The following is a 25,530-nucleotide window of genomic DNA, read 5'->3' as shown; positions in this document are numbered from 1 at the left end:
CTTTCTGCAATAAGGATATGTAGATTCGAAATAGCATTGTATATCTCTATTGGAATCTATTACTATTTAATAGGACAAAAGAGTTGATAGCTTAAACTTGATTTGTTTTTTACATCCTTCTCTCCTTGCAAAGCCTCCCCCTTTCCCTTAAGTAAAAGTCAAAAATCGATCACACCACACATATAAAGCCACTGCCCTTTGACTTTAATATTTGCTTTATCTTAAGACTTATAGATTTTTTCAAATTTCACACTAGAATCATTATTATTTCTATTACACTGATACTTTTTGCGAATCATTTAACTTCTGCATAAAGATACGTGCTGCAAAACTTAAAAATTTATCATCAAAGTGAATAAGATTAATATCTTGGCTTGGTGTTGGATCAGTAATACGAACTATGCTCAAAGTATCATTATTAACAAAGTTAACCAGTGAAAGAGGTATTATGGCAACCCCATGTCCATTGTATACAAGGCTTAATAGAGAAATAGAAGATTTTGTTTCTATATTTGCTTCAGATAAAGATAACCCTAAACTCTCACAATATATTTTAATAGATTCACGACAACTACATGAAACCATTATTCTACTTAGCCCTACTAATTCTCGAAAAGAAACAAATGATTTTTCATTCAAAGGATGATTTTTTGGAATGACAAGGACGAGCTCTTCACTATACAAAAGGGTGTTTGTTAATGTGTCTGGAATTTGAGCACTACGTGTAATCCCGAAATCAATATTTTTGTCAACGATTTGATTTACAGCAACTTCGGATTCTACAATTTTCACTACGATGTTGGGATAATGTTGTTGAAACTTCATAATATAAGGTGTTAAATAAGTAAGGTCCTCTAATAGACCTCCTATAGTAATCACACCTCTTTTTACACCCTTTAATTCAAAAATTTCATTATAAACGTCATCAAATTGTTGCATGATAAATTTTCCTTTATCAAATAGCAGCTTACCTGCTTCTGTCATTTTGATACCTCTTCCAACTCGATGAAACAAGGGTGTATCAAGTTCACCTTCTAACACACGGATTTGTTGGCTTAAAGTCGGCTGTGAAATACCTAGAACTTCCGCAGCTTTAGTAAAACTATTATTATTACAAACTTGAATAAAATACTCTAAATGACGTAATTCCATTCTTGATACCCACTCTCCGCTTTATGAAAGATTTATAATGAAAAGGACAATATGTATACATTAAACAATCTCATTTCTTACTATACTACTTGCAATTACATGATTTATTAATTTTGTATTACAATACATTTACTACCACTTATTAATTTTTCCTCCTAATTTATTTAATTTATATTTAATTAGGATATTACTAAACAGAAATAACATCTAAAAACTTACAATTCCTGCGCGTAATATCCTAACTTTTTCAACTGTTTAATTATCATTTTTTCTCAATGTAGTCCAAACTACCAAATATTTGCCGAATCCCCTCTCTATGCTGTGGAAAAATTAGTGTCACCAATTCAATACCTTCTGAAATAATTGATGCATACGTGATACAAAAACTTACAAGTAATATTTTGTCCTCAATTTTTTTATAGGCTGATCAGCTTTACTGTATAGTAGCTCAAGCCCTGCAAATTCAGTTGCATTAAGTCCATAAATTTTTAGATCCTTTTCATACGTTTAGTGATTGGCTGTAATTCCCTTGATAATATAACAAATAACTTTAAAGATAAGCTCTCATAATTACCAATCCTTTACAAGTTATCTTGAATTCGAGATTTATTATATTATCGTCGAAATATTATGTCAACAATTTATTTTAGCGTTATCAAGCCACTTATAATTTATTTCTCAACATAAGACATATAGAATCGTTAGAAAATAACTGTTAATATATAGATATCTCAATTACGTTATTTTTTAGAGGGCTTGTTGTCTAGAACAAGCTCTCTTTTTTCATAGTCTAAATGGAATTCGGACACATTTTATATGGTGAGTTTTGCCCTCTTTTAGCGATAGAGACAAAAAATCTGGTTGTGATGTAAAAACTTCAAAATAACCGCAAATAATCTATAAAAATCAGACATATTAATGAATACGCATTCAAGCGAATCCGGTCTGTTTAAATTTGATTATAGAACTATTTCTCTGTGGCAAAATAAAGCAGCGCTATGGTCGGAAAAGCGATTCCGATCCACAATGCTACACTCCATCCTCCGAAAAAGGATCCAACAGCAACACCCAAAAAGAAAATAGACATGAATAATCCATTTAAGCGACTACGAACTTCTGGTTGCAAAGAGAAAATCAAACGTTGACTTAAAACTGGAAGAGGAATATCGCACTCGATGTTTCCAGCCCCGTCGACTGCAAGCAAAGCAACTTCTAGAGAAGGGAATTCAAAGAGGAGAATTGAAAGAAAACCTTGATATTGAATTATCCATCGATCTCATTTACAGACCAATTTTTTATCGGTTGCTAGTAACCGGTGATAAGTTGGATGATTCCTATGTACATCACTTGGTAACAAGCGCATTCGATGGAATACGATAAACATGAATAACATTCGAAAAAAGAATTAAATGCGCCTTCCTCCTATACGAATAAAATTTCGCTTAACTTAATAAATAAAATATCTAATTATTTAAGCTGATGTATATGAGTCGGTCCCCCACATACATCAGCTTAAGAGTTGAAAATTACCCTAAATGAATGAACATGCAAAAAAATTTATTCTGGGGATTTTACGATATTTTATTTAATCGAAATGTGACATAACTCCTAATATTAGTCTTATTAAGACGCAAGCTCCCTCTCTTCTATTTTTTAATTGAATATTTTAGGTTTATAATGATTTATTTTTAAAGATAATTACCTAATTTATTAACTTATTTTAGAGTGAAAAATAGGAGAAGCCTATCGTGACAGACTCCTCCTAAAAAACAACCGTTATATACATATTGAAAATAAATTTATTTTATTAATAATGAATATTCACCAGTGTTATCATCAAATTTATACACATTCAAATAATATTTCCCTGGTTTCGCTACGAATTTTCCCTTTATAGCATTTCCTTCATCTTCACCACAAGCTACGTAATTTTGCATGTCTGATTCATGATAAAGTACCCATGTCATCCCAATGTTTTGTTCATTTACCACAGAAATATCTACTTCTTTTGGAACTGTAACATCAAACGTATAAACATCTGTTTGATCAGGAGCGATCAGATTTCCTTTTACAAGCTTATTAAACGGGAGTACCTTTTCCTCTTCAAGGGATCCACCTGTTTGCGGATCTTGTTTTACAGTAACTTTTGTTTGTTCTTTACTTTCTTTTCCTCTACTATCTTTCACTGTTAGTTCCACAGTATATGCTCCTTTTTCTCCATATACATGGGTAGGATTGGCTTCTGTGCTCGTTGTACCATCTCCAAAGTTCCATAGATAAGAAATAACTTTTCCATTTTCACTTTCTGTACCATCACTATGGAATTGAATTCCTTCATTTACTATCCCGCTATATGGTCCATTCATATTTACTATAGTCGTTGTTTTTTCTTTTTCTTCTGTTGCAACACCATGGAAAACAATATCATATTCAAACTGATTAGCTGCATTCACACGATAGTTAACAAAATAGGCTGTAACTGTTTTATAGCCGCTCCATCCTTTTTGAGACAACTGCTCCAAGGTTTGATTGACTTGTTTACTCATTGTTTTCCAATCTTCAGACTCACCTTTTGATGTACTACCTATGTACTTGCCTTCTACAGTAAATGTGTTAAAGAATTGAGACTCATGTTTTGTTATTTTTGCATCTTTTATATTAGTTACATCTACAATTTCTTTCTTCACTTCAGCTAACGGCTTAGGTGCATGTTGTATTAAGTAATCATTTGTTACTTGTGGTACATTGTATTTATCTTGATTATCAATCAATTGCTGCATATACGTTTGATATTCTGTATTCAGCTGTGCATCTTTACTTAATGCTTCACGATACGCGTCATAATTTTTCACATCGTTTGCACGGATTAAATCCTGAATCTTATCAAAGGTTTCAAAGTGATGATTATATAGATAAGACTGTAGTGCAAAAGAATAATTATAAAAATCCCATGATCCATATTTTGCGAACAAAGTTTGCTTTGCAGTATAACGGCTTGCTGGATCAGATGATAAGCCACTTATAATACTTTTACGAGGAACGACATTATTTGTACGTGTAGATCCTGCAAAGAATTCTGCATTCCCTTCTTGGAACCAAGTTAAGCGTTCATTTTGATATAGTTCTCCGCTCCCAAATAAACCAGGAACCTCGTATCTTCCTTGTAAATAATGAGTGAATTCATGACGGAATAGCTCTTCTAGACTATAAATACTCTGTTTTGGCGTACGCTCATATGTAAAGAAAGTACCCTTTTCTTCAATATAGATACCACCGTTGTTCGTTTCATATCCATATAATTGTCTATTCAATTGATAATCATCTGGATTATTATAAATTACAACTGTCAGTACATCATCTGCGTTACCTTGTTCTAGTGCTTTATCATTTCCAATTACACGGTGATATTGTGCCTTTACTTCTTTGGCTGCCCAATATAACCTTTTAATTTTTTCTTCTGTTACTTTATCGCCTGTCTTAAAAACAATAGATCCATCATCAAATGTATAGGTTTTAGGTAAGTATTGTAACTTTCCTTCTTCACGTATTTTCTGTAAATCTACTGCATTTCCATCATAATCTTTTCCACCGTAGTTTGTTTTGATTTGCTCTACCGCTATAAAATAAGGTCCGCTTAGACGAGGATATATATTCATCGCTTGTGTAATAACTTCCAACCCTTTATTTGAATTGCTATGAAATTTCCCTAAACGTCCTGCATAATAAATACCATTATTAATTAGCCAACTATTCTCAGTCGTTAAATTCCGTATGAGAGCAATTCTACTAACCTCATTTATAAAATTATCAATTTTTCCATACCACATTGTTGCATTAGGTTTTTTATTCGTTTCCTGCAAATAAGACTGTAGATCATAATCAATACCTTTTACAATTTCATATACAGCTTGTTCTTTCGTATAATTTTTAGCATACATAGAAAGGTTATCATTAAACTGTTTTAAAATATTTGCTGCATACTGTACTGTTTCAGCATCACTAGAAGCATTACTAATTAACTTTCCATACGCAACTACTACTCTATCTTGCTCAGCTGTACCTAATGTAAAGTTTGGATTTTTTGCAATTGCTTTTAATGATGGTAAACATTTGTCATGGAAGCTTCTCTCTTTTAAGTAACCTACTTCATTATTAAAATATCCCACATAAAAAGCAGAACGTAATACTTCAACAAAAGTTTCAATTCCCTTTGAATCCTCTTTCGTAAAAGATGTCCCTCTTTGTCCTAATTCATCAATGATAACGTTCATACGTTCTTTATTTTGATAAAAAGCTTTCGTATCTTGATTGAATTGAAATAAGTCTGTAATTTGATTCCATGAAACTCTTGATAGCGTATCAATGAATTCACTATCAGACATTTTATTCAATTCTGCCAGAGTATAGCTTTGCTTTAATTGCCTTTCATCATGTTTCATCACCGAAGTAGGTCGTTGTGAAAAATCGCCTACTTTTAAACGCTCTTCAAAATTCAATGTTTCGTCCGCTTTTGTAGCATGAGCCATTTCATCTTTTGAAGTTTCTGTTCCAATTGGTTTCATCTGCAACAGATTATAGGGTGCTTTTTCTTCTGCGGATACCTGTGTTTGAATACTTCCAAATGATAATGCTATCGTACTAATACCGATCATCATTTGAGTAAATTTTAAATTCTTGTTCATAACATTTCCTCCATTTATATATTCCACCCAAAAATATAACATTTTATCTTAATAAATTATCATAAAATGTATTATTACATATTATTTAATATGTATTTCTGTATAAATTAATATTAAACAAAGCATTATTGAATCTCTTTCTTTTTCCATACATACTCATAAATTGAGTAAACTTTTTGTTTGGAATTTACAGGTTCGTTGCACGAAACCAGACTCTCTGGCAAGATTTCTTAAGATGTTCGGGGATAAATAACATTGAATTTCTTGAGCAAATAGTTGTAGTTCATCAGATACAAAAATAGACATAAAAAACGCTATCCTTTCCTAGGATTCTAGAGAAAGAATAACGTTTTTTTACTCGTTCAGTACTTAGTAGGTATAACTTTTTATATTTCAAATGACTTTTCTCTCTAAAATTATTTTTCATACAAATTTTCAGATTCTAAAAAATCTATAAATTTCTTATAATGTGTCACTGTTCTTTCTAAAGCAATCATTAAAACAAATATAAAATAAATTGCTTGAATTCCATTCATATAATTAAAGAGTGATTCAAATATATATACAATACTTGCAATCATAGAACAAAACCATAAATAAAATTTCATTTTCAGTTTTTTAATTTTTTGCTTAGTTGTCTTACAAGGCTGGCCATGAACTCTTATAAACAAATAAATTGCTGTATGCAAAATAATAATTGAAAATTGGAAACTTCGATTGTCCTCTGAACTAAATTCAGAGAAACCTATTTCTAATGAATGTAATACTATCCAAATAGAAAACAAAGATAGCACGAAGACATATAAAAAACCAAATAATAATTCAAAAATAAATAACCAAGGTTTATTTAATATTGAGTAAAATGGATTTAGATATTTTATGGTTAATAAAAATTTCTTCACTAAATCAGTAATAATAATTGATGTATTAGTTATATTCATATAGAAAAGTAATGTTATTGGAACCAATAACATTATAGCAATGCCCCAAATGGTAATCTTAATACCGGATAAAAAGAAAACAGCTCCAAAAATTACAACTGAAAAAATAAAAGTTGATATTGGAACAAACATTAAAAATATAAGAGTTCTTATTAAGATTAACTCCCCTAAAAAATCTTTTATTATGAAAACATGTATTTTTTCCTCCTTGTAATTCTTCACAGTTTCAACTATTTCTTTCTCGGATAAAAGAAAATACTTCAATCTATTAAACATAAAAAAACTCCTTTATATTAATTTAAAAAAGATTGCCCTCTGTATGCTACAGAGGGCAATCTTTCTTGATGATTAAAATATATACCCAACTGTTAGCAAATATATTAAAAGACATTGTCATTAATTCACTTTAAATTTCACTTCTGGGTATTTGGAGTCCAATTTTTCAAGCGCAGAGCTATCGTCTACCTGTTTCACATATCGATCAAAAAAAGCGAGACTGAATTCGTTTATAATACGGTGAACGTATCTTGGATCTTCATCTAAGCTTCGTAACAAAGGAGAGAACAAATGAAAATCAGTGAAACTCGTATGATTGGTATGGGGAATAACCATTGACATGCCACCACCTGCAAGTGCATGGTCACTACGAACTTTTCCCTCTAAAAAATCTTTCGTGGAATCATCACTAGTCTCTGCATTCATAATCAAAAACGGTTTTCCAACTCTAGATTTCGGAACATTTTCCCCATATAATGTACCATCCATATTGATGGCTGCTTTGACACGGGAGTCTTCCACTAACACTTGCGCAGCTGTAGCTCCACCATAAGAATGTCCAAACATTCCAATTCGGGATGTATCCATTCTTCCTGTAAAGCGATTATCTTTATCGCTTTGGTTAAGCTTCTCTATTTGATTAAGTACAAAAACAACATCTTCCTTCCATAATTTGATATGGCGATCTCGTTCGGCAAAATCAGTTAAATTGATCGACTGTACAAAAGCGGTTCTGCCATCTGGAAAGACGGTAGCTGCAGCATCATAGGTATGATCAATTCCTACGACGATGTAACCTTGGCTGGCCAACTCCTCCACCTCAAACGTGTTTTGATTGCGAAAACCGCTTAAACCATGGGAAAAGAGTAGAACCGGATAACGTTCCTCTAAATCTGACAATTGAGCTTCCATGAATGCATTCGACTTCATCAAGCCTAGATGGTGAAACGCGAATGCTGGAATAGACAATGATTTTTCCAACCCCTTGGCAATCTCATCCGAGTTATGGATATAAGGTGCGCGATTCATCTCTCCTTTTTCTTTTGCAGGATACCAAACCTGAACCATCAGCTCGCGCCGGCCGTTCAAATCTTTCATATAAGGTTCTTCTCGATTATAATCAATCCAATGATAAAGTGTAGTACCAACCTTGAATGGACCGCTCGTTTTTTCAAATAAAACTACCGGCATGAGGGAAGGAAGCATGACCGCAATAGTCAAATAAATGACCAGTAGCGATGTCTTGACTGTGAATGCCCCACAACTTTTAACGTTCTTTTTTGATTCAGCAAATAGATAGCAGCTTGTTAAAATAAATGGGGACAAATAAGCAGGAATCATCTGCCAGCGATACCCTTCTACGATAAGCTGCACAACAACCACACAAAAGGCAACTGTTAGAATGAAGACAGACCATTGTTTTATTTTCTCACTAAAAAACAATATACAGCCTAGAATACTAAAATTCACAATGATTATAACAGTCTCAAAAAAATCCATTTACATTCCTCCTATACCCGTATTTTATCTTCAAGGACATCCCAGCCAAATTGAAAAAACAATTTAAAATTACAAACTTTTCGTTTCCATCTCTGATTATCTTAATTCGTACCTTCAGTACCAAAAAATTATTTTCGGTACTCATTTTATATTATACCGAAATCTTCCAGACTGTAAAGTATAATTACCCTTAAGTAAAATCGACATAAAGTGAAACTTTAATCAGTGGGATTTTCTTCATCCCCCACTGATTATCAGCCCTCACCAATCGGACTTTTATGGGCAGTTGATCTCCCACCTAAATTCTTTGCTTTCACTGAATTTTGAGGTAGGAATCTTACTGCCCATCAAAGCGGGATAAAAATAAAAAATGAGCGGGGCTACGTTAACCTGTATGGTTATTGTGACCCTACTCATTTTTTTATGTAGAAGTACTATTTAATCCTTACTTGTGATTCCATGCAATATGATATCGGCCATCATTGCAAGTGACTCTTGTAGAGTAATTTGGTTAGAGGCTATACTCCCCTGTTCAAAAATTGATTTCATTAACGTTTTGAGTGTTTGGATTAGTACTGGAATGTCCAATGAACGTAAAACACCGCTATTGATACCCTCTTCAACTAGCCCAGTAATTACCTCCCATTCTTCATTTATGCCTTGTTCTATTTTTGCCCACTGCTCTGGATGGTAACGTCGCAGTTCAATCAGTAAACGTACGAAGCTGTGCTGAAAATCCTTAGGCACAATTAAAAGAACCCCTTTTAATTTTTCCGGTATGGTCAAATTCGAATTATCGATAATTTCCCGAAAACGTATTTGGGCTTCTTCATTTATTTGCTCAACTACATAACCAATAAGCTCGTCCTTAGATGGAAAATGCTCGTAAAGCGTACTTTTGCTTACACCTAGATCACGAGCTAAATCACTCATTGTGAATTTTATTCCCCTTACATGAAAAAGCGCAATAGCAGTTTTGGCAATCCGATCTTTCATCATTTATTCACCTCATACCAAAATAGTAAAGTTATTATCTCTCCAGTACTATAATAGTACTTCGAGTACAAGAATAGTTTAACTTTTTATTTCTTGAAGGTCAAACGTGATGAAGATGATGACATTTCACCTCATAGCCTTTAAATGAAAACACTATGTTTTTTATAGAAACCAAGTTTATTTTTATCATTGCGGAGACATCAAAACTTTAACTTGATGGGGATATGACAATTCCCCAATTAATAAATGTTACTAACCATATACAGATGGTTAATATCTATCATATTTTTTATAAACAGGATTAATTAGATTTAAAAAAAGACTTCTTTTTCTTTACTCGTAATAAATCACCTGTCCACCCTTTGAATCGCATATACATATACATACCCGCTGTTGTGAAAATAATAAATAAGAGAGCAATTAAATAGCTATATTTCCATTCAAGTTCAGGCATGTATTTAAAATTCATACCCCACAATGCTCCTAAGGCCGTTAAAGGCGTGCTTACAGCAGTTAATACAGTAAGAGCTTTCATAATTTCATTCCCACGATGAGAAGAAACAACTTCTTGTAAATGAATCATCGTGTCTAATTCTTCTTGGTACTCTTTAACGAGTTGTAATCCACGCTCTAATTTTACGTGCGTTTGTTTATAACAAAGTGTGTTTGTTAGGTTTTCTAACCAAGCTTCCTCCAAGCCTTGTAACACTTCTTGTATTAAGCGAAACACATGTGTGTTCATAAATAATTCATGACGAATATGATAAATTCTTTCTAAAACTGCTATGTTATTATGATGATAAAAATCCCATAAGACATTTCTGAAATTGTTTTCAAAATAGTCAACCTTTCGTAAATAGTGAGATATAAATATTGATAAGATCGCACATATTCCTTCAGCGGAACTATTACAATTTTTTATACCCATAGAGAAATTATGTATTAATTTTTGGAAATCCTCTTCCTCTTTTTCCTGGACCGTTATCAGTATTCCATGAGCTACGAAATAATGAAGAAATTTTTGAATTTTGGCGTCCTTTTTATCTTGATCATATAAAAACGAACCATATACACAAGTTTGACTTGGTGATAACGTATAAACATATAATCCATTTTCACAAGGAGAACTTATTTTCTTTACAAATTGAGAGAAATAAGATGTTACATCACGAGGGATTATAGAAGAAAGTTTTTCAAGTTCACTAGTTTTCACATGATACCAATCCCATTTCGGCATTTTTATGCATTCCATATTATTCTTCCTTTCTGAATAGTTTTATGTTTAATCAAATAATATCCGTAATATGAAATTTATATGTAGGTATCCATGTCTTGGAGGAAAAGTTTTTAGATCCTTTAAATTACAAACTAAATGGCATAGGAGGTCTTCTTCTATTACAAGGAAGACCCCCTATATATTAGTTATTTTTATTCTCAATTTTAAACATTTCCTCTATACAAGCACTTTTTATCTTTTCTTATTTATATTTGGAAAAGACGCCACACAATTTGGCACGTCTATTCAAAGAACTCCATTTCGGTCGTCATTATAATTTGGATTTATATGCAGATTGATTGGTGATGTCCTCAAATACTTGACTTCCAATAATATAGTATCCATGAAGCGCGGCCTCTTTTGAAGCGTCTACCATACGGAAAGAAACAATTTCACCTTGCATTTTTTCAATTTGTTTTTTGTGGAGATCTACTATTCCTCCTGTCCAAATAATAGTATCATACTGGTCTAACTTAAATTGTTCTTGTAATACACGCATGATGTCTTGGAAGTGTGTATCCAACTCTTTTTGAATTAAAATATCCACCTGACTTGTCTCATAATTTTCTTCTTTATCTCCATATCCTTTTTCTAATATTTTTGGCATGTCATTAATATGCAATTGATTACTTTCACCCGCATGATTCTGCAGGATATTCTTAATATTTTTCAAAGGCTTGCTACATCCTAGTTCCGTCTCATAATGATTTAAAATGACATTCTGTTTCATATCTGTCATTTCTAATGTACGAAATCCACCATCAATAATTAAGATACGATCTTGTTCCTGAATGATTCCCTCTTTTAAGAAATAGGCTTGTAAAGCGACCGGTTGCTGAAGAATCAAAACATTTTCCACCGTAATATTAATAAATTTCCCATCAATTTGTACGGAAGTTTCTTTTTTTAGTGCACGTTGTAATTGCTCATGCTGACTACCAAAACAAGTGACTGGAAGCCCGGTAACAACTAAAGGTAACACGACATTTTCTTTATAATCCTTTGCAATGCAACCAAATATTTGTTGTTTAAACTCTTCGCTTTCATAATAATTTTCTATTTCTTCGTCAAATGGAGGAAGAAATGAAGCGTCAGATTGATGTGCTTCATTTCCCATGTAGTATGCAAAGTCTAAGTCTATAAAACTTACCTTTGTTAAATCTTCACTTTCAGCGTGATTAGGTACAGGAGCTAGTGTGGTAGCTTCACTCTTAATCGTCACCTCAGAATCTACATCCTGTCGATATGCCCGCTTAGTAAAACCAATTCCTACATCAATTGCATACAGAGATTTCATACTTTTTTCCTCACTTTCTCTTTTTAGAATTAAATCTAAGCACTCTCTTCTTTCCCTTCTTTCACATATTTCTTTTCATTTTCCGTTTTTTCTCCGTCTAGGTTCTTACTATTTTGTTTTATTTCATTATCCTTTTCATCTTTTTTCTTTTTGTTATTTTCGTTTTCTGTTAAATCTTTAATAGTAGAAATGACAACCGGTGTGGCTGTAAGCAGTTGTGGTAATGTTTGTTTTGCAACATTAGCTGCAGTTACAGAGAATTGTTTACTTGTCTCGGTTACCTTCTCTAATGTTTCCTTTATGTTTCCTTCTTGTAGTTTGTCTTTTACGCTTTTTCCTTTTGTTTGTATAGCTTTCCGATTTTCTTTTTTTAACAGAGATACTATGACTCCGGTCGTAATCCCAATCACAGCATATTTAAATATTGTATGTTTCATTTTTCTCACCCTTCTCTACTTTTATTTTCTTCCATGCTACAACCTAAAATAATTAACTTATCTATTTATCAGATATTGCAATCTATTAGAGAGAATGATAGTTTTGCGGCTGCCTATCACTCGCCGTTAGTGTTTCATCTGTTACTAGAAGTAAAATTCTCCCTTGATCTAGTTTTTCTTCATATAAGTTAGCTTCCTCCTTCGACAACCCCATTTCCTCCATTTGATTTCGGAGCTCGTCCCCTTTTTTGGAGAAAAAGTTGATAATACTTGTGCCCAACCCTTGTTCTTTTACTCCAATCGTATTTGTGTTTGTATCATCCGCAATCTTTTTTGTTATATGTTTTTCATGTGTTAAGACGTAAATGTCATCTTGGTGAATCCCTTTCAATTCTAGCTCTTTTACTTTCATAACTACTTCCTGTTCATTTTGATATTCATAAACCACCGGTTTTCTTTCATTCTTATGCATCGTATTTTTCCTCCCTTAGATTTTTTATTTTCTTATTTAGTTGTTATGTAATATGTAATACACCTATTTTAAAGATGTTAAACCTAAATTTTCAAAAAACTTCACATAATAGGTTATTAATGTTTTTGAATATCAAGGAAATGTCACGAGCACTTTGCTTTGATAACAGTGTTACAAATAACGCTTTATTTGGAAGACAAGTCCATTATTTTATAGAAATCATAGAAAAATAAAAAAGCACTCCTTTTCAAAGAGTGCTAAAAAAAACATATAACCTAATAAAAATATTTCTATTTTGATTACAGAAAGAAAGTCTTTATTAAAACATATGGTTGCTAATTTAATTGCGATCTGCCTTGCACCCAAGCAGCAATATCATTTATAACATACTCAGGAATATTAGCAGGACTATAATATTCATCCGGTTTACTTATTTCCCCATCGCCCTCTGTAAAGAAATGATTTAACTTTGGATATAGTCGATAATCAACGTTATTTCGTTCTTTTAATTGTTCTTTCCAAAGAGGAATTTCGATTTTTGATTGAACTTGATAGTCTCTTTCTCCTTGAATAATAAGAAGTGGTGTCTTTTGTTCTTTTGACATTTCTGCTGCTTTAATTTTCCGTATAGAATCCCAAAACACTGCTGATCCTAAGTAAAAATCTTTTGGAGGATTCTGACCAGAGAAATTTAGATCATTTAATAATTCAAATTGCGATTTGTAGAATTTATATTGCTCCTGGTTCATTGCTCCAATAGAGAAAAGGTACTCAAATTGATCTAAAACAACGTCTTGGATCGTACGAGCTGGCCCTCCCATTACAATTGCTCCAGCAATATTTTTATTTTGGTCTTTTTCAATCATTTTCGGAAGCATCATTCCACCTTGACTATGACCCAAAATATAAATTTGATTTTTATTTATTAGAGGCTCATTTTTAAGAAATTGAGTTACAAGAAGAGCATCATCTGTTGTCTCTTTATCAACTGTATAAAAGGGACTAAATTGTGTTTTCAACCCATGTTCATAAGTTCTTTTATTATAGCGAAGGACAGCAATTCCCTTCGATGCAAGACCTTCAGCTAAGTCGCGAAACGGTTTTAAAGCAAACGCTGTTTCATCCTGATCAGTTGCTCCTGATCCTTGAACAAGAATAACCGCTGGAAAAGGACCATTTCCTTTTGGAACCGACAATGTTCCTGGTAATGGAAATGCACCACTTCCAACTACTACTTCTTTATCAATAAATGATTCAGGCTTACTATATGACGGACGCTCAGCAACAGGACTAAACGACATGCTGAGTTGAAAATCGTCTATTTTTCCAGATGGATCTAGTTTAATTAGTAAAGGTACAGTCATTTTTTCAAAAACTAATTGAATCTCCACATTTGTATGAACAGGATTTGTCTCTTTTTGTGTAACCTCTCCAATTTCTATAAAAGAACCTGCTTGTAATTGAACTGGGAGTCCCTCCCAATAGCTCTTCAGCCATTCTTCGGATATTATTTTCTGTAATGACTTTGAGGTTAAATCAAATGCAGATTTATAATCTTCACTATTCATATGGCGAATAAATGAAAGAGTAGTAGATATAATAGGATTTTCATCATCACTATTGTCTATTTTTTTTATATTTGTGTTTACTTCCTTTAATTTTGAAATAAATTGGTGGTTAAATGGATTATTATATGTATTAGGATATAAATTTGTTTTCAAAATTTCCGTATTCCGTCCCTCATACAAACTTGAAGAACTCGTAAACTTTTCAGGTGAAATTACTTCCTCCGCATATGAGACTGAGGGAATTGCTATTGTAAAAATTGCACTGATAAGTAATAACTTATTACTTATTCTTCTTTTCTTACCCATACTTATTGATTCTCCCTTCAAAATTTAAAATTTCTAATACAATATGCCAACTATAAGGAAAATAAAAATTACCAAAGAGATTAATAATCTATTTTACGATCCCCCCTAACTAGTTAAAAATCGATCATTAACAAACTTCAATAAAAAATGCCTTCCCCCTCTTTTTTTATCATTGGATTTTTCAGTGACATAGAAGCACAGCGCTGCATTACATGTAACTGACCCATGAGATTCTCTGTTTCAAAAGAAAAAAGCACCCCACTAGATACTTTCTTTAATTGTTCTCACTCTAATTTATTTAGATAATTCTCTTATTACTGTAAGATACATTTATTCTAAATCCTAAAACTCACTTATTTCTTGATAGGTTCTTAAGAAATATCAAAAAATAAAGAAAAAAAGTTATTTGGTTATTCATTCCGTAAGCTTAATGCTCAAGTTAGTTTTTTTCACACGGTTAAACTTTATTAAGAAAACTTTAAGGAATTTCCCTCTATATTCATAAGAATTTTTTTCTTATACTGAAGCATGTAAATGAACACGAGGAGAAACGATAATGAGAAAATTTGTAATTTGCATATTAGGAATAGGCCTTCCTATATACTTACTACCTTTCATATCACGCGGGGATTTAGACAGATTTAATCCGATTGCTGAAGAAAAAAATGTATATGCCGTTGCGAAAGGATATGGTGTTCCGGATTACCATCATAAAGGAAGAGCTATGTACTCACTAAAAGGTGTGGATGAATTAAGGAATGAGAAAGAATATACAGTAGGAACGAACACTCCTAATGACTTTATAAGAAAAACTTACTTAAAAATTCATGTAAAAGGCAAGTATGTCTATTCTTACGATGTTATCTCTGAAACGGACATACCGGAGAAAATAAGAGGACAATTGAAAATTGTAGATAAATAAAAGAGCCTACTCGTATGAGTTGGCTCTTTCTTACCTCTCCCACCTACCATTGGGCTAGGGGAAGAAGAATTTTTCATCATTGTTTCAATAACCATTCTTCAATTACTTTCACTGTTTCATCTCGTTGTGCTTTTGGCGTAATTAAACTCGCATTATCACCTTTTTGCTCACCATACATGCCAAAATGAGCATGATTTCCCCCTTTTATCATGTGCATAGTTGTATTCTTTGACATGAACTTTTTATTGTTCTCTATTTTTTCTACAGTTGCTAAAGCATCTACTTCTCCATAAATTGATAACATCGGAATCGATTTTGTAGAAAAGTCATCTGCAGGATACGAACCTAAGAAAATGATTCCGTGTACCTTGTCTTCATGCTGAGAGGCATACTTAGAAATCATAGCTCCGCCCATTGAATGCCCCGCAACATACCATTTTTGAACTTCAGGATACTTTTCAATTACACTATCTACCTCATTTATTCCAAATATCGCTAAGTTTAATGGTAACTTAGGCATTACTACAAAGTGCCCATCTTTTGCAAGAGCTTCTCCTAAGTAACTATAAGCCTCAGCTTCTACTTTAGCTCCTTGATAAAAAATAACCCCTACTTTCGCATCTTTCGCTCCAAAAACGATATTATCTTCATCTTTTTTATCATCTACTAACGACAAAGCCTCTTGCGTCGGTTTATAAGTAAACTGAGACCAAGTTAAAAAAGTAATACTTCCTATAATTAAAATAGCTAGTAAAGAGTACAGCGTAATTTTTATCCATTTCTTCACAAAGATGACCTCCATAAGATGTATATATTCCATATTTCGGATTATCATTAACACACATAAAAACTCGAGCATTTTTATTATGCTCAAGTTTTTATTTACGCCTTTAATTTATACTATAAATGGTCCAAGATAAATATGTAGCAAATGCAGTCCATAAAAAATATGGAATTAGCAACCATGCCGATGCTTTAGATAAATTGGAAGAAAACATAATGAGAAGTAACGTAGTAATAGCGACTAGTAAACAATCTACTGTTGCTAAAAACAAATTCTTTTGGCTAAATTGAAAGTAGCTGAACGCTTGATTGAATATATAATTTAAAAAGAATAAAAACCAAAATGTTTTTGGCTTGAATCCATAGTTGTTGTAAATAATTGCAACTGATAATGCAATAAGTCCAAATAATACAGCCCATATCATTCCGATTGTCATACCAGGAGGTGTCCAAGACGGCTTTTCTAACGCATTATACCAAGTACGATCAATAGGGAATAAAACACTAGAAACATAAAACAAACCATATGTTAGTAAGAACACTATAATACTAGATTTTTTCATAAACATTCTCCTTTTTTACTAGAAAATTATAGAAACTTTATATGATTAGTATGCCCTTGTAATGGATAAAATTCTAATATTTAAATTACAAATACATATTGTTTAACCTAGTTTATACAAATTCTTTCATACTTTTATATGCACAAAGGGCTCTCTCTCGTGCTGCCTTATGATCAACAATCGGATAAGGATATGTATCCCCAAGCTTTATATTGGCCTTTTGTAAAATATGCGCAGGCGCTTCCCAAGGTTTATGTATATATTTGTTTGGGATATCTCTTAATTCTGGTACCCATCTTCTTATATACTCTCCATTTTTATCAAACTTTTCTCCTTGTGTGATGGGGTTAAAAATACGAAAGTACGGTGATGCATCTGCTCCGCTTCCAGCAACCCATTGCCATCCCATTGTATTATTTGCAATATCAGCATCTAGTAGTGTATCCATAAACCATTTTGCTCCTTCTTGCCACGGAATTAACAAATGCTTTACAAGAAAAGAGGCTACAGCCATTCTTGCCCGGTTATGCATAAAACCTGTTTGCCATAGTTCTCGCATTCCCGCATCAATAAACGGATAACCCGTTTTCCCCTTTTGCCATACTCTTAATAACTCCTCTTCCTTATCCCACGGGAAATTTTCAAAGCTCTTATTAAGAGGTCTATATACTGTAAATGGATAATGATATAGTAAATAATAAGAAAACTCTCGCCAAATTAATTGACGTATAAAACTAATCACTTGTTTTTCAAAAAAACTACATTGTCTTTCGGTACTTTTATTTATTAAGTAGTGATACATTAACTTCACTGATATTTGGCCAAATGAAAGATATGGCGCCAACATTGAATGAGCATTTTGATTTGGAAAATCTCTTCCTTCACTATAAGAGGCTAATTTACTAGAGAAAAATTTCTTAAATGTTTTGTATGCCCCTTCCTCTGTAGGCTCCCATATTGCTTCCATATGAGATGTCCACGGTATAGTCGGCAACAAGTGTAATTCTGAGACAGATAAGCTTGCTGGTAAAGAGCTTCCCCACTTTATACTCTGTACTCTGCTAATAGGTTTAGGTATTACCTGCTTTTGAAATGCATTGTAAAAAGGCGTAAACACCTTATATTCAGTGTTATCCTTCTTTTTTATAATCCACGGTTCTAATAATAAATGCGAATTAAATTCCTTACAAATAATACCTTTATCTTCTAATATCATTTTCATTTTTTGATTAGATTTTAACCTGTCTGGATCATAACAACTATTCCAATATACAGCCGTTATATCTAATTGTTTTATGAGAGAAAGTATTTCTTCCTGTGTATTTCCTTTGCGGATTATTAAAGTAGAGCCCAATGCCTTAAGTTGCTTTTGGACATCCATTATAGCATGGCGTAACCACCACTTTGCCGCACTTCCTATTGAAAAAGTTTCATCTTGTACATATACCGGAAGAACCTCCCCGGACTGAACAGCCTCAAATAGAGCTGGGTTATCATATAAACGAAAATCTTTTTGAAACATAACGATAATTTTGTTTTGCATAGCTATCCCCTCTTACTCTTAAAACATAATAGATTCTTTATGTGAATAATCCTCTTTTTTACTTTTGCATTATTATATTAATAATTCTTTGTAATCGTAAACAAACGTTTCCATAGTTATTGGACTTCTATCTAGTAAATTCGATAAATCTGATGTGACTTTTTTAGCTAACCCTAATTTTGCAGTTGTATATATTCCAATCATAACCCAAATAAAGTCACTGTTAAGTCCCTTTTGAATCATTCTTTTTCTAAATTTAAATATACTTGGATTTGTATAAGTAATATCTTTATTTATTATTTTTGAAATAATAGCAGCAACTTCATAATATGTTAATGCCTCATTTCCCGTTAAAGAATAAGCTTTAAATTCATGTCCCTCTTCGGTTAATATTTTAGCTGCAACTTCTCCAATATCCCGTACATCTATAAAACTTGTTTCCCCTTTACCAGCAGGTACTTCAATTATTTTTTTATTTCTTAATTCATCACCATGTTGTGATAATAAATTTTGCATAAAAAAACTCGGTCTTAGGAATGTGTAAGGGATCCCAGAAGCCTTTATCATAGCTTCAATTTTAGCATGAGGTACTATCGGATTTTTTTCTACACCTAATAAAGATAAAAATACAATGTGTTTTATACCTATTTCTTTTGCGGCATCTACAACAGGCTGGAAATACTTTTTTGCATCAGCTAGATGTGGTGGTCTTATTAGAAAGATTTTAGTAACACCTGTTAAAGCCGCCTTTACAGATGAAGGATTTTCAAAATCAAAATACACTCCTTCAGTTTCTCTACTGCGCGTTGTGACTTTGAAAGTAGCATTTCTTTTTATTAGGCATTTTACAACCTCTTTTCCTACATTCCCTGTAGCACCTGTTACTAAAATCATTTTAATCACCCTTTATTTTTTTGTAAATTTTGAATCATACTTTGCAAAACTCGAACTGTATTTTCTACTTCCTCTTTAGGAATACTAGCTGTAGCATTTTTTATAACTTCATCGCTTACATTTTCTATCTCCTGTATTAATGTCTTAGCTTCATCTGTTAAAAATATTAAATGTGACCGTTTATCTTTAGGATTATGTTTTATAAGAATCCATTCTTTTTGCAATAATCTTTGTATAATCCCGGTTACTGTTGGACGGTCTGCTAAGAGCCTTTCAGCAATCATAGCTGGGGTGGTTCCATTTGGATAAAGAGATATATCCTTTAACACAGACCATTGCTGAGCTGTTATTTTATATTCTTTTAATTGATTTGATAATTCTGTTTTCGTCATTATACTTACCTTGTGTAATAAATAGCCTAAATTATTCATATAACCCCCAATATAGTTAGCACACTAATTATATAGTTAGTATACTAACTATAATGTGTAATTACAAACTTCAATTAATAGTTTATATATAAAAGATATATCAAATTCTTATTTTGTACTATTTCATATTATATTTAAAATCTTCTTTAATCCTGTTTTGCATGTATTGTACACTCTATATACAAAGGTTATTCCTTGCTGTTACTTTAAATAAGCATTTACAATTGTATCTAACATAGGTATTTCTTATTGTCCGATTAGTCATATTTATTCTTAATTCTGCAAAATAAAAAAGAAAATGGAGCGAAAGATGAAAAAACAATTTGATAAACAATCAAACTTAAATACATTTATTGATTCAACAATCCTATGGACTTTTCAAAACCAAAATGCTATAAATACACTTTTGAATGAAGGTAAGCTTATAGCCAATCCTATTTTTGTTAGTAAAGAAGATTGCACAGCATATAAATACATTGTAAGACACATGAAACAGAAAGGTATTGACTTTACTATAGATTTCCCCATTTGGGCATGGCATTCATGCAATGGTTACCAAAAGAAGCCTACTATTATTTATAAATGCTTTATTTAAGCATTTATATTAGTTACATAATGAAAATTCTTAAATAGTTTTTAAACATTTTTTAAAAGTTGTAATTCTACATGTATCGTAAGACTATTTCCATGACTTTCAGCCCATACTTTACCCTCATGCAATTCAATTGTGCGCTTTACAATTGCTAAACCAATTCCGGATCCATGTATTTGACTCGACCGTGATTTATCAACTCGATAAAACTTCTCAAACATCTTGCTTAATTCTTGTGCTTCAAGATGATCTGTTTTATTTGTAATACAAATAAATGCCTTATCTTCTTCTTTTTTTAGTTCCACTATTACTGTTGAATTTGAAAAACTATATTTTTCAGTATTAGATAGTAAATTATCAAATACACGCACCAGTTTTTCTATATCTGCCCATACCCAAATATCCTTATTAATGATATTTAGTTTAACAATTAATTGCTGTTTTTCAAAAATCGGGATATACTCTCCTACTAGCTGACCTAACAAATTGCCCAATTCTACTTTTTCTTTTCTCAACTTAACATCAGGTAAAGATAATTTTGTGTATTCAAACAATTCATTAATGAGAGTTTTTAATTTTAATGTTAAATTATACGTATTTTGAATATACATTTCTAATTCTTCTTTATTTCGATATTGTTTTTCATTTACTAATGCTAAATATCCAATAATAGACGTTAAAGGGGTACGCAAATCATGAGAAATATTAGTAATAAATTCACTTTTACCTTTCTCAATTGCTCTCTCTTTCTCAAAACGCTCCCTTAATTGACTAGCCATCCAATTAATATTATAAGCTAAAGAAGATAATTCATCTTTTCCTTTAACACGTATGGAATGTTTCCAATCTTTTTTTACAATCTTTTGAATACCTCGTTCAATTTCTTTAATGTATCTTGTAATAGGGATCATAAACAGCAAAAATAAAAGGATGAAAATTAATATACTGCTTACCAAAGCAAGTAATAGATTTTGATTATATTGAGTTGGCGAGATTGTTTTATTCGAATTTGGAGATTGTACCATTACATATCCAATTCCATCTTGAAATGAAACTGGTGAAACAAACAATATGAACTTCTCAAACAAAGGATTTCTGACGTTTGGTGTAACATTTAATTTCTCCTGTAATAATTCCTGTGGGAGATTATCCTGCAATTGAAAATTATGTGAACGATAGATAATATGGCCTTTATAATCTAATACTAAAAACCTTAAATTTTCATTCTTCTTTTGGATAGATTGAATCATCGGTATAACTTGTTCTATATGCCCAGATTCCAAATTACGCTTTTGTATATCATTAGTTATCCCTATCGCTATTTCCCTTATTTCGGCTTCTTTTTCAATCTGTTGATTATAAGAAAGTAGATTTGCACTTTTCATTGCTATGAGAAAAAAAGTAACAACCGCAACGATGAAACAGAGCAAAAAAATTAAAATAAGCTTTATATTTAAGCGTGTAGAAAAGAATATATTATCCCTTAATTTCGTACGATCGATCATACTCTATAGCCAACTCCCCATACTGTTTTTAAATAAACAGGCTGACGAGGGTTTTCTTCAATTTTTTCCCGTATTTTAGTAATATGAACCATGACTGTATTATCTGATTTATAAAATGAATCTTCCCAGACCATCTCGTATATTTTTTCTACACTAAAAACCTTTCCTTTATTTCTCACTAATAAAGAAAGTATGTCAAATTCCTTTGGAGTTAACCTTACTTCTTCATTTCTAATGAAAACTTGTCTTGTCTCCTCGTCTACCTTAAGATGGCCTATTTCATGAATAAATTGTTTTACTTCTTCTGTTTGATAAACACGATATCTTCGTAATTGAGATTTAATTCTTGCCATTAATTCAAGTGGATTAAACGGTTTGGTAATGTAGTCTTCTGCCCCACTCATTAATCCCTGGATCTTATCTATATCCTCATCTTTAGCTGACAAAAAAATTATAGGCATTTGATATTGTTCTCTTATTTTTAAACAAGCCTCTATGCCATCCATTTTCGGTAACATAATATCTAAAATGATTAAATCAATTGTTGTATTTCTTAAAGTTTCTAAAGCTTCTATAGCATCCGATGCATCTATAATTTCATACCCTTCATTTTTTAAATAAATGGATACGATTTTTCTTATCTCTATATCATCATCTACAATTAAAATTTTTTCTTTCTGCATCATATTTTCTTCCTCTCTGACATCTCGTTCTATGCTGTAGTATTATACATTTAGTTTTACCTTACACGTATAAAGTGAAACTTTAATCAGCCCTCACCAATCGGTCTTTTACGGGAATCCCGCCCCCCACCTAACTTCTTTGCTTCCACTTAATTTTGAGATGTGGGTCTTACTACCCGTTAATGCGTAATAATACACTTTGCTTTTTTTAAACCATCTGTTTTGCAAGTTGATTTGAACTGGGTAAAAAGCCCCTACGATCCGAGGCCGCTTCACATACTCTTACATAAAACAAATAACATTCATAAATTCCTCTCCAATGTTAATTTAGAACATACAATCAATCTACTGAAAAAATCTTAATTTTCACCCTACAAAAATATTAAGATTTCTTAACATTGAATGGAGAATTTACATATTAAAAATGGACAGTTCCCTATACTATTAGACCTGTCCAAATTAACGTTTTTAATTTATGAATTAAAATATTATACTTTTCTTTATTTTATAATATCTGTCACTATAAACATTGATTTTCTATCTCTCTAAGTACATCATTTCCAATATTATCTATCTTTTCATTTTTTATAGTGTTATATAAACTCTGTAAAACTTTTAACTCTGTTCTTAAATGTAAAATGACACTAGATAATATATATAACTTAGCTACACTCTCTTTTCCACACTTCTCTTCATATACTTTTTGAAGGGTAGTAAGATATAACGTCAGTTGAGAAATTTTAGTTTTTAGCTGTTCTAGAATTAATTCTTCTTCCCCATATTGTGCAAAAAGTAGCGCTTCATATATAGGACGATGCATATCCTCTTTCTTTATCATTTGCTCTAATAATAAATGTTCAAATTCTTGTTTACCACTTTTAGTAATACCGTAAATAGTCCGTTCAGGACGTTGTTCATTACGAATAATATCAACAACCTCTATAAAACCCTTCTTTTCAAGTTGCTCAAATGTATAATATAAAGAGCCTTTAGTAATTTTTATATAATATTTCATTTCACTATTTTTTAAAAGTTGCTGGACTTCATACGGATGCCTATTTTTCTCCATAAGAAGACCCAGCATAAAAAGCTTTGTATTCATAACTCTCCACTCCTTAATAACCTATACCAATAGTATAAGCTAAAAATAAGTAAAGAATCTTTTTGTTTTATAAAATTTATAACTTCAAATTCACTTTATTATCCTTTGTACCAGCTTTGACATTCCCCATAAATAATATTGCCATAAACGAAACGATAATTGGAATTAAAGCTAATAGAAAAACAGTAGTAATGGAAGATGACATAGCAGCTATAACCTTTTCAAGAATAAAAGTAGGTATACTGGACCTTACATCTGAGCGAAATATTGCACTCGGATCACCTAGATTATTTAACATGCTGGAACCATGTTCTATTCCCTTAAAAGCATCCTTTAAGTTAGCTGTAAAGGTACTATTTTGAATGGAGCCAAAAATCGTTACTCCAATTGTCATACCTAGTGAACGAAAGAATGAATTTGTTGAAGTAGCTGAACCACGGAATCTCGGTTCCATATTATGAATAGAAACTGTGGGAAGCAAAGAGAACGAAAATCCAACTCCAAACCCCGTTATAATCATGTATATCGTTAAAAGTACACGGCTTGTTTGTGGATCCATCGTTCCTAACAAATACATACCTATCCCAAAGGATATTATAGATAATAACATCAAGTTGCGGTAACTAATTTTCGTTTGAAATATTCCACCAATTGCACTACCTACTACAGAACCTAACATCATTGGGGTTAAAATTAATCCAGCATTAGTTGCTGTTCCACCATATACAGCCTGAACAAAAATAGGAATAAATACTGTTAAAATAACAAATGTTGCTCCATAGAAAAACGTAATAATTTGTGATATTGCAAACTCCTTACGCTTAAACATCCAAAATGATATTATCGGATCTTTCACTTTTCTTTCTACCAATAGGAAGCCAACAAAAAATACAATAAACGATGCAAATAACCCAATGATTTGTATCGAATCCCACTTAAATTCTTTTCCTCCCAATTCTAAAGCGAACATTAAGCTAATTACTGCTATGACGAGTGTTATCGCCCCCCACCAATCAATATTTTGCTTAGTAGGTGGATTATTTTCTTTATAAGCTTTTAAAATAAAAATTAATGACATTAGACCAATTGGAATATTGACGTAAAAAATCCAATGCCAACTTATATTTTCTGTTATATACGCACCTAATAAAGGTCCTAATACACTTGAAGAACCAAATACGGCCCCTAATAACCCAGTCATTTTCCCTCTTTTTTCAATAGGAAAAATATCAAATACAATGGTAAAGGCGATTGGCATCAGTGCCCCCCCACCTATACCTTGAATTGCACGATAAATACTTAGCTGAACAATACTTTGCGCAGTACCACATAATGCAGAACCAATTAAGAAGATTAATAAACCAAAAATATAAAACCTCTTTCTACCATACATATCAGATAATTTCCCGAAAATAGGCATACCCGCCATAACTGCAACCATATAAGCAGAAGTAACCCAGATGAATTTATCCAATCCACCCAAATCTGAGACAATTGTACCAATTGAAGTGGCAACAATTGTATTATCCATTGCAGCCATTAAAATACCTAGCATTAACCCAGCTATCACTAAGCGTAAGTTGCTCTCTTTTGCAACCATACCTCTTTC

General features: G+C 32.0%; 20 protein-coding genes and 5 pseudogenes. 3 read left to right on the top strand and 22 right to left on the bottom strand.

Going from position 1 to position 25,530, the window contains the following annotated elements:
- Positions 1 to 273 precede the first annotated feature (273 nt).
- The 3 genes and pseudogenes from HMPREF1014_RS08980 to HMPREF1014_RS08970 all read right to left on the bottom strand — a co-directional run.
- Positions 274 to 1,152: a LysR family transcriptional regulator gene (locus HMPREF1014_RS08980; protein ID WP_000423204.1), complete on the bottom strand. Its 879-nt coding sequence runs from the start codon at positions 1,150 to 1,152 to the stop codon at positions 274 to 276.
- A 215-nt stretch (positions 1,153 to 1,367) separates the two neighbouring features.
- Positions 1,368 to 1,730 (bottom strand): annotated as a pseudogene (locus HMPREF1014_RS32430) (MarR family transcriptional regulator).
- 389 nt (positions 1,731 to 2,119) lie between these two features.
- Positions 2,120 to 2,305 (bottom strand): annotated as a pseudogene (locus HMPREF1014_RS08970) (MFS transporter); the annotation flags it as partial.
- Between HMPREF1014_RS08970 and HMPREF1014_RS08965 the strand changes: the two are divergent.
- Positions 2,296 to 2,532, top strand: a pseudogene (locus HMPREF1014_RS08965) (TetR-like C-terminal domain-containing protein); the annotation flags it as partial. The pseudogenes HMPREF1014_RS08970 and HMPREF1014_RS08965 sit on opposite strands and share 10 nt — an antisense overlap.
- 419 nt (positions 2,533 to 2,951) lie before the next feature.
- Here the strand turns inward: HMPREF1014_RS08965 and colA are convergent.
- The 10 genes and pseudogenes from colA to HMPREF1014_RS08920 form a co-directional block, all read right to left on the bottom strand.
- Entirely contained in the window at positions 2,952 to 5,834 is a 2,883-nt protein-coding gene (gene colA / locus HMPREF1014_RS08960; protein WP_001038976.1) for a collagenase ColA, read from the bottom strand.
- A 159-nt stretch (positions 5,835 to 5,993) separates the two neighbouring features.
- Positions 5,994 to 6,140: pseudogene (locus HMPREF1014_RS31185) on the bottom strand (IS4 family transposase); the annotation flags it as partial.
- Between the two features lie 110 nt (positions 6,141 to 6,250).
- Positions 6,251 to 7,051 (bottom strand): hypothetical protein, encoded by an 801-nt coding sequence (locus HMPREF1014_RS08955; protein ID WP_000483298.1) that lies wholly within the window; start codon positions 7,049 to 7,051, stop codon positions 6,251 to 6,253.
- A gap of 120 nt (positions 7,052 to 7,171) precedes the next feature.
- Positions 7,172 to 8,551, bottom strand: coding sequence for an alpha/beta hydrolase family protein (locus tag HMPREF1014_RS08950; protein ID WP_000345278.1), 1,380 nt, complete (start codon positions 8,549 to 8,551; stop codon positions 7,172 to 7,174).
- Positions 8,552 to 8,989: 438 nt separating this feature from the next.
- Complete coding sequence (locus tag HMPREF1014_RS08945; protein WP_000654865.1) at positions 8,990 to 9,547, bottom strand: TetR/AcrR family transcriptional regulator; 558 nt, start codon at positions 9,545 to 9,547, stop codon at positions 8,990 to 8,992.
- A gap of 301 nt (positions 9,548 to 9,848) precedes the next feature.
- Complete coding sequence (locus HMPREF1014_RS08940; RefSeq protein ID WP_000388883.1) at positions 9,849 to 10,799, bottom strand: magnesium transporter CorA family protein; 951 nt, start codon at positions 10,797 to 10,799, stop codon at positions 9,849 to 9,851.
- A 295-nt stretch (positions 10,800 to 11,094) separates the two neighbouring features.
- Positions 11,095 to 12,120, bottom strand: coding sequence for a ParM/StbA family protein (locus tag HMPREF1014_RS08935; RefSeq protein WP_000839474.1), 1,026 nt, complete (start codon positions 12,118 to 12,120; stop codon positions 11,095 to 11,097).
- A 35-nt stretch (positions 12,121 to 12,155) separates the two neighbouring features.
- Entirely contained in the window at positions 12,156 to 12,557 is a 402-nt protein-coding gene (locus tag HMPREF1014_RS08930; protein WP_000683210.1) for a hypothetical protein, read from the bottom strand.
- A gap of 85 nt (positions 12,558 to 12,642) precedes the next feature.
- Complete coding sequence (locus tag HMPREF1014_RS08925; protein ID WP_000549439.1) at positions 12,643 to 13,029, bottom strand: YflT domain-containing protein; 387 nt, start codon at positions 13,027 to 13,029, stop codon at positions 12,643 to 12,645.
- Between the two features lie 335 nt (positions 13,030 to 13,364).
- A complete protein-coding gene (locus HMPREF1014_RS08920; protein ID WP_000516845.1) occupies positions 13,365 to 14,903 on the bottom strand; it encodes an alpha/beta hydrolase in 1,539 nt (512 codons plus the stop codon).
- A gap of 556 nt (positions 14,904 to 15,459) precedes the next feature.
- Between HMPREF1014_RS08920 and HMPREF1014_RS08915 the strand changes: the two genes are divergently transcribed.
- Complete coding sequence (locus tag HMPREF1014_RS08915) at positions 15,460 to 15,825, top strand: YxeA family protein (protein ID WP_001225227.1); 366 nt, start codon at positions 15,460 to 15,462, stop codon at positions 15,823 to 15,825.
- A 76-nt stretch (positions 15,826 to 15,901) separates the two neighbouring features.
- Here the strand turns inward: HMPREF1014_RS08915 and HMPREF1014_RS08910 are convergent, their stop codons facing one another.
- From HMPREF1014_RS08910 to HMPREF1014_RS08890, 5 genes are all read right to left on the bottom strand, one after another.
- A complete protein-coding gene (locus HMPREF1014_RS08910) occupies positions 15,902 to 16,612 on the bottom strand; it encodes an alpha/beta hydrolase (RefSeq protein ID WP_000758825.1) in 711 nt (236 codons plus the stop codon).
- 103 nt (positions 16,613 to 16,715) lie between these two features.
- On the bottom strand, positions 16,716 to 17,171 hold the full coding sequence (locus HMPREF1014_RS08905; RefSeq protein ID WP_000749757.1) for a TspO/MBR family protein: 456 nt from the start codon (positions 17,169 to 17,171) through the stop codon (positions 16,716 to 16,718).
- 112 nt (positions 17,172 to 17,283) lie between these two features.
- Complete coding sequence (locus tag HMPREF1014_RS08900; RefSeq protein WP_001179988.1) at positions 17,284 to 18,714, bottom strand: cryptochrome/photolyase family protein; 1,431 nt, start codon at positions 18,712 to 18,714, stop codon at positions 17,284 to 17,286.
- Between the two features lie 72 nt (positions 18,715 to 18,786).
- Complete coding sequence (locus HMPREF1014_RS08895; protein WP_000604771.1) at positions 18,787 to 19,608, bottom strand: SDR family oxidoreductase; 822 nt, start codon at positions 19,606 to 19,608, stop codon at positions 18,787 to 18,789.
- A gap of 5 nt (positions 19,609 to 19,613) precedes the next feature.
- Positions 19,614 to 20,039, bottom strand: coding sequence for a MarR family winged helix-turn-helix transcriptional regulator (locus tag HMPREF1014_RS08890; RefSeq protein ID WP_001061038.1), 426 nt, complete (start codon positions 20,037 to 20,039; stop codon positions 19,614 to 19,616).
- Positions 20,040 to 20,349: 310 nt separating this feature from the next.
- Between HMPREF1014_RS08890 and HMPREF1014_RS08885 the strand changes: the two are divergent.
- A pseudogene (locus HMPREF1014_RS08885) lies at positions 20,350 to 20,610 on the top strand (DUF3841 domain-containing protein); the annotation flags it as partial.
- 65 nt (positions 20,611 to 20,675) lie between these two features.
- On the opposite strand, the gene HMPREF1014_RS08880 reads toward HMPREF1014_RS08885, so the two are convergent.
- The 4 genes from HMPREF1014_RS08880 to HMPREF1014_RS08865 all read right to left on the bottom strand — a co-directional run bounded on the left by HMPREF1014_RS08880 (position 20,676) and on the right by HMPREF1014_RS08865 (position 25,521).
- Positions 20,676 to 22,016: a sensor histidine kinase gene (locus HMPREF1014_RS08880; protein WP_134995522.1), complete on the bottom strand. Its 1,341-nt coding sequence runs from the start codon at positions 22,014 to 22,016 to the stop codon at positions 20,676 to 20,678.
- Between the two features lie 116 nt (positions 22,017 to 22,132).
- The gene (locus HMPREF1014_RS08875; protein WP_001168370.1) at positions 22,133 to 22,819 is read right to left on the bottom strand and encodes a response regulator transcription factor; all 687 of its coding nucleotides are present in this window, start codon (positions 22,817 to 22,819) and stop codon (positions 22,133 to 22,135) included.
- Positions 22,820 to 23,339: 520 nt separating this feature from the next.
- Positions 23,340 to 23,921 (bottom strand): PadR family transcriptional regulator, encoded by a 582-nt coding sequence (locus HMPREF1014_RS08870; protein WP_001093176.1) that lies wholly within the window; start codon positions 23,919 to 23,921, stop codon positions 23,340 to 23,342.
- A 76-nt stretch (positions 23,922 to 23,997) separates the two neighbouring features.
- On the bottom strand, positions 23,998 to 25,521 hold the full coding sequence (locus HMPREF1014_RS08865; protein ID WP_000225814.1) for an MDR family MFS transporter: 1,524 nt from the start codon (positions 25,519 to 25,521) through the stop codon (positions 23,998 to 24,000).
- Positions 25,522 to 25,530: the final 9 nt, after the last annotated feature.

Origin of the sequence: Bacillus sp. 7_6_55CFAA_CT2 (genome assembly GCF_000238655.1) — a bacterium.
Lineage (GTDB): Bacteria > Bacillota > Bacilli > Bacillales > Bacillaceae_G > Bacillus_A > Bacillus_A cereus.
This window is presented reverse-complemented; position numbering and strand designations above follow the sequence as displayed.

Bases quoted from the DNA above. Each gene is read 5' to 3' on its own strand.
- HMPREF1014_RS08925 (WP_000549439.1), bottom strand. From the start codon at position 13,029: ATGCATAAGAATGAAAGAAAACCGGTGGTTTATGAATATCAAAATGAA.
- HMPREF1014_RS08980 (WP_000423204.1), bottom strand. From the start codon at position 1,152: ATGGAATTACGTCATTTAGAGTATTTTATTCAAGTTTGTAATAATAAT.
- HMPREF1014_RS08870 (WP_001093176.1), bottom strand. From the start codon at position 23,921: ATGAATACAAAGCTTTTTATGCTGGGTCTTCTTATGGAGAAAAATAGG.
- HMPREF1014_RS08935 (WP_000839474.1), bottom strand. From the start codon at position 12,120: ATGAAATCTCTGTATGCAATTGATGTAGGAATTGGTTTTACTAAGCGG.
- HMPREF1014_RS08920 (WP_000516845.1), bottom strand. From the start codon at position 14,903: ATGGGTAAGAAAAGAAGAATAAGTAATAAGTTATTACTTATCAGTGCA.
- HMPREF1014_RS08880 (WP_134995522.1), bottom strand. From the start codon at position 22,016: ATGAAAAGTGCAAATCTACTTTCTTATAATCAACAGATTGAAAAAGAA.
- HMPREF1014_RS08875 (WP_001168370.1), bottom strand. From the start codon at position 22,819: ATGCAGAAAGAAAAAATTTTAATTGTAGATGATGATATAGAGATAAGA.
- HMPREF1014_RS08865 (WP_000225814.1), bottom strand. From the start codon at position 25,521: ATGGTTGCAAAAGAGAGCAACTTACGCTTAGTGATAGCTGGGTTAATG.
- HMPREF1014_RS08905 (WP_000749757.1), bottom strand. From the start codon at position 17,171: ATGAAAAAATCTAGTATTATAGTGTTCTTACTAACATATGGTTTGTTT.
- HMPREF1014_RS08895 (WP_000604771.1), bottom strand. From the start codon at position 19,608: ATGATTTTAGTAACAGGTGCTACAGGGAATGTAGGAAAAGAGGTTGTA.
- colA (WP_001038976.1), bottom strand. From the start codon at position 5,834: ATGAACAAGAATTTAAAATTTACTCAAATGATGATCGGTATTAGTACG.
- HMPREF1014_RS08940 (WP_000388883.1), bottom strand. From the start codon at position 10,799: ATGGAATGCATAAAAATGCCGAAATGGGATTGGTATCATGTGAAAACT.
- HMPREF1014_RS08890 (WP_001061038.1), bottom strand. From the start codon at position 20,039: ATGAATAATTTAGGCTATTTATTACACAAGGTAAGTATAATGACGAAA.
- HMPREF1014_RS08945 (WP_000654865.1), bottom strand. From the start codon at position 9,547: ATGAAAGATCGGATTGCCAAAACTGCTATTGCGCTTTTTCATGTAAGG.
- HMPREF1014_RS08955 (WP_000483298.1), bottom strand. From the start codon at position 7,051: ATGTTTAATAGATTGAAGTATTTTCTTTTATCCGAGAAAGAAATAGTT.
- HMPREF1014_RS08915 (WP_001225227.1), top strand. From the start codon at position 15,460: ATGAGAAAATTTGTAATTTGCATATTAGGAATAGGCCTTCCTATATAC.
- HMPREF1014_RS08900 (WP_001179988.1), bottom strand. From the start codon at position 18,714: ATGCAAAACAAAATTATCGTTATGTTTCAAAAAGATTTTCGTTTATAT.
- HMPREF1014_RS08930 (WP_000683210.1), bottom strand. From the start codon at position 12,557: ATGAAACATACAATATTTAAATATGCTGTGATTGGGATTACGACCGGA.
- HMPREF1014_RS08950 (WP_000345278.1), bottom strand. From the start codon at position 8,551: ATGGATTTTTTTGAGACTGTTATAATCATTGTGAATTTTAGTATTCTA.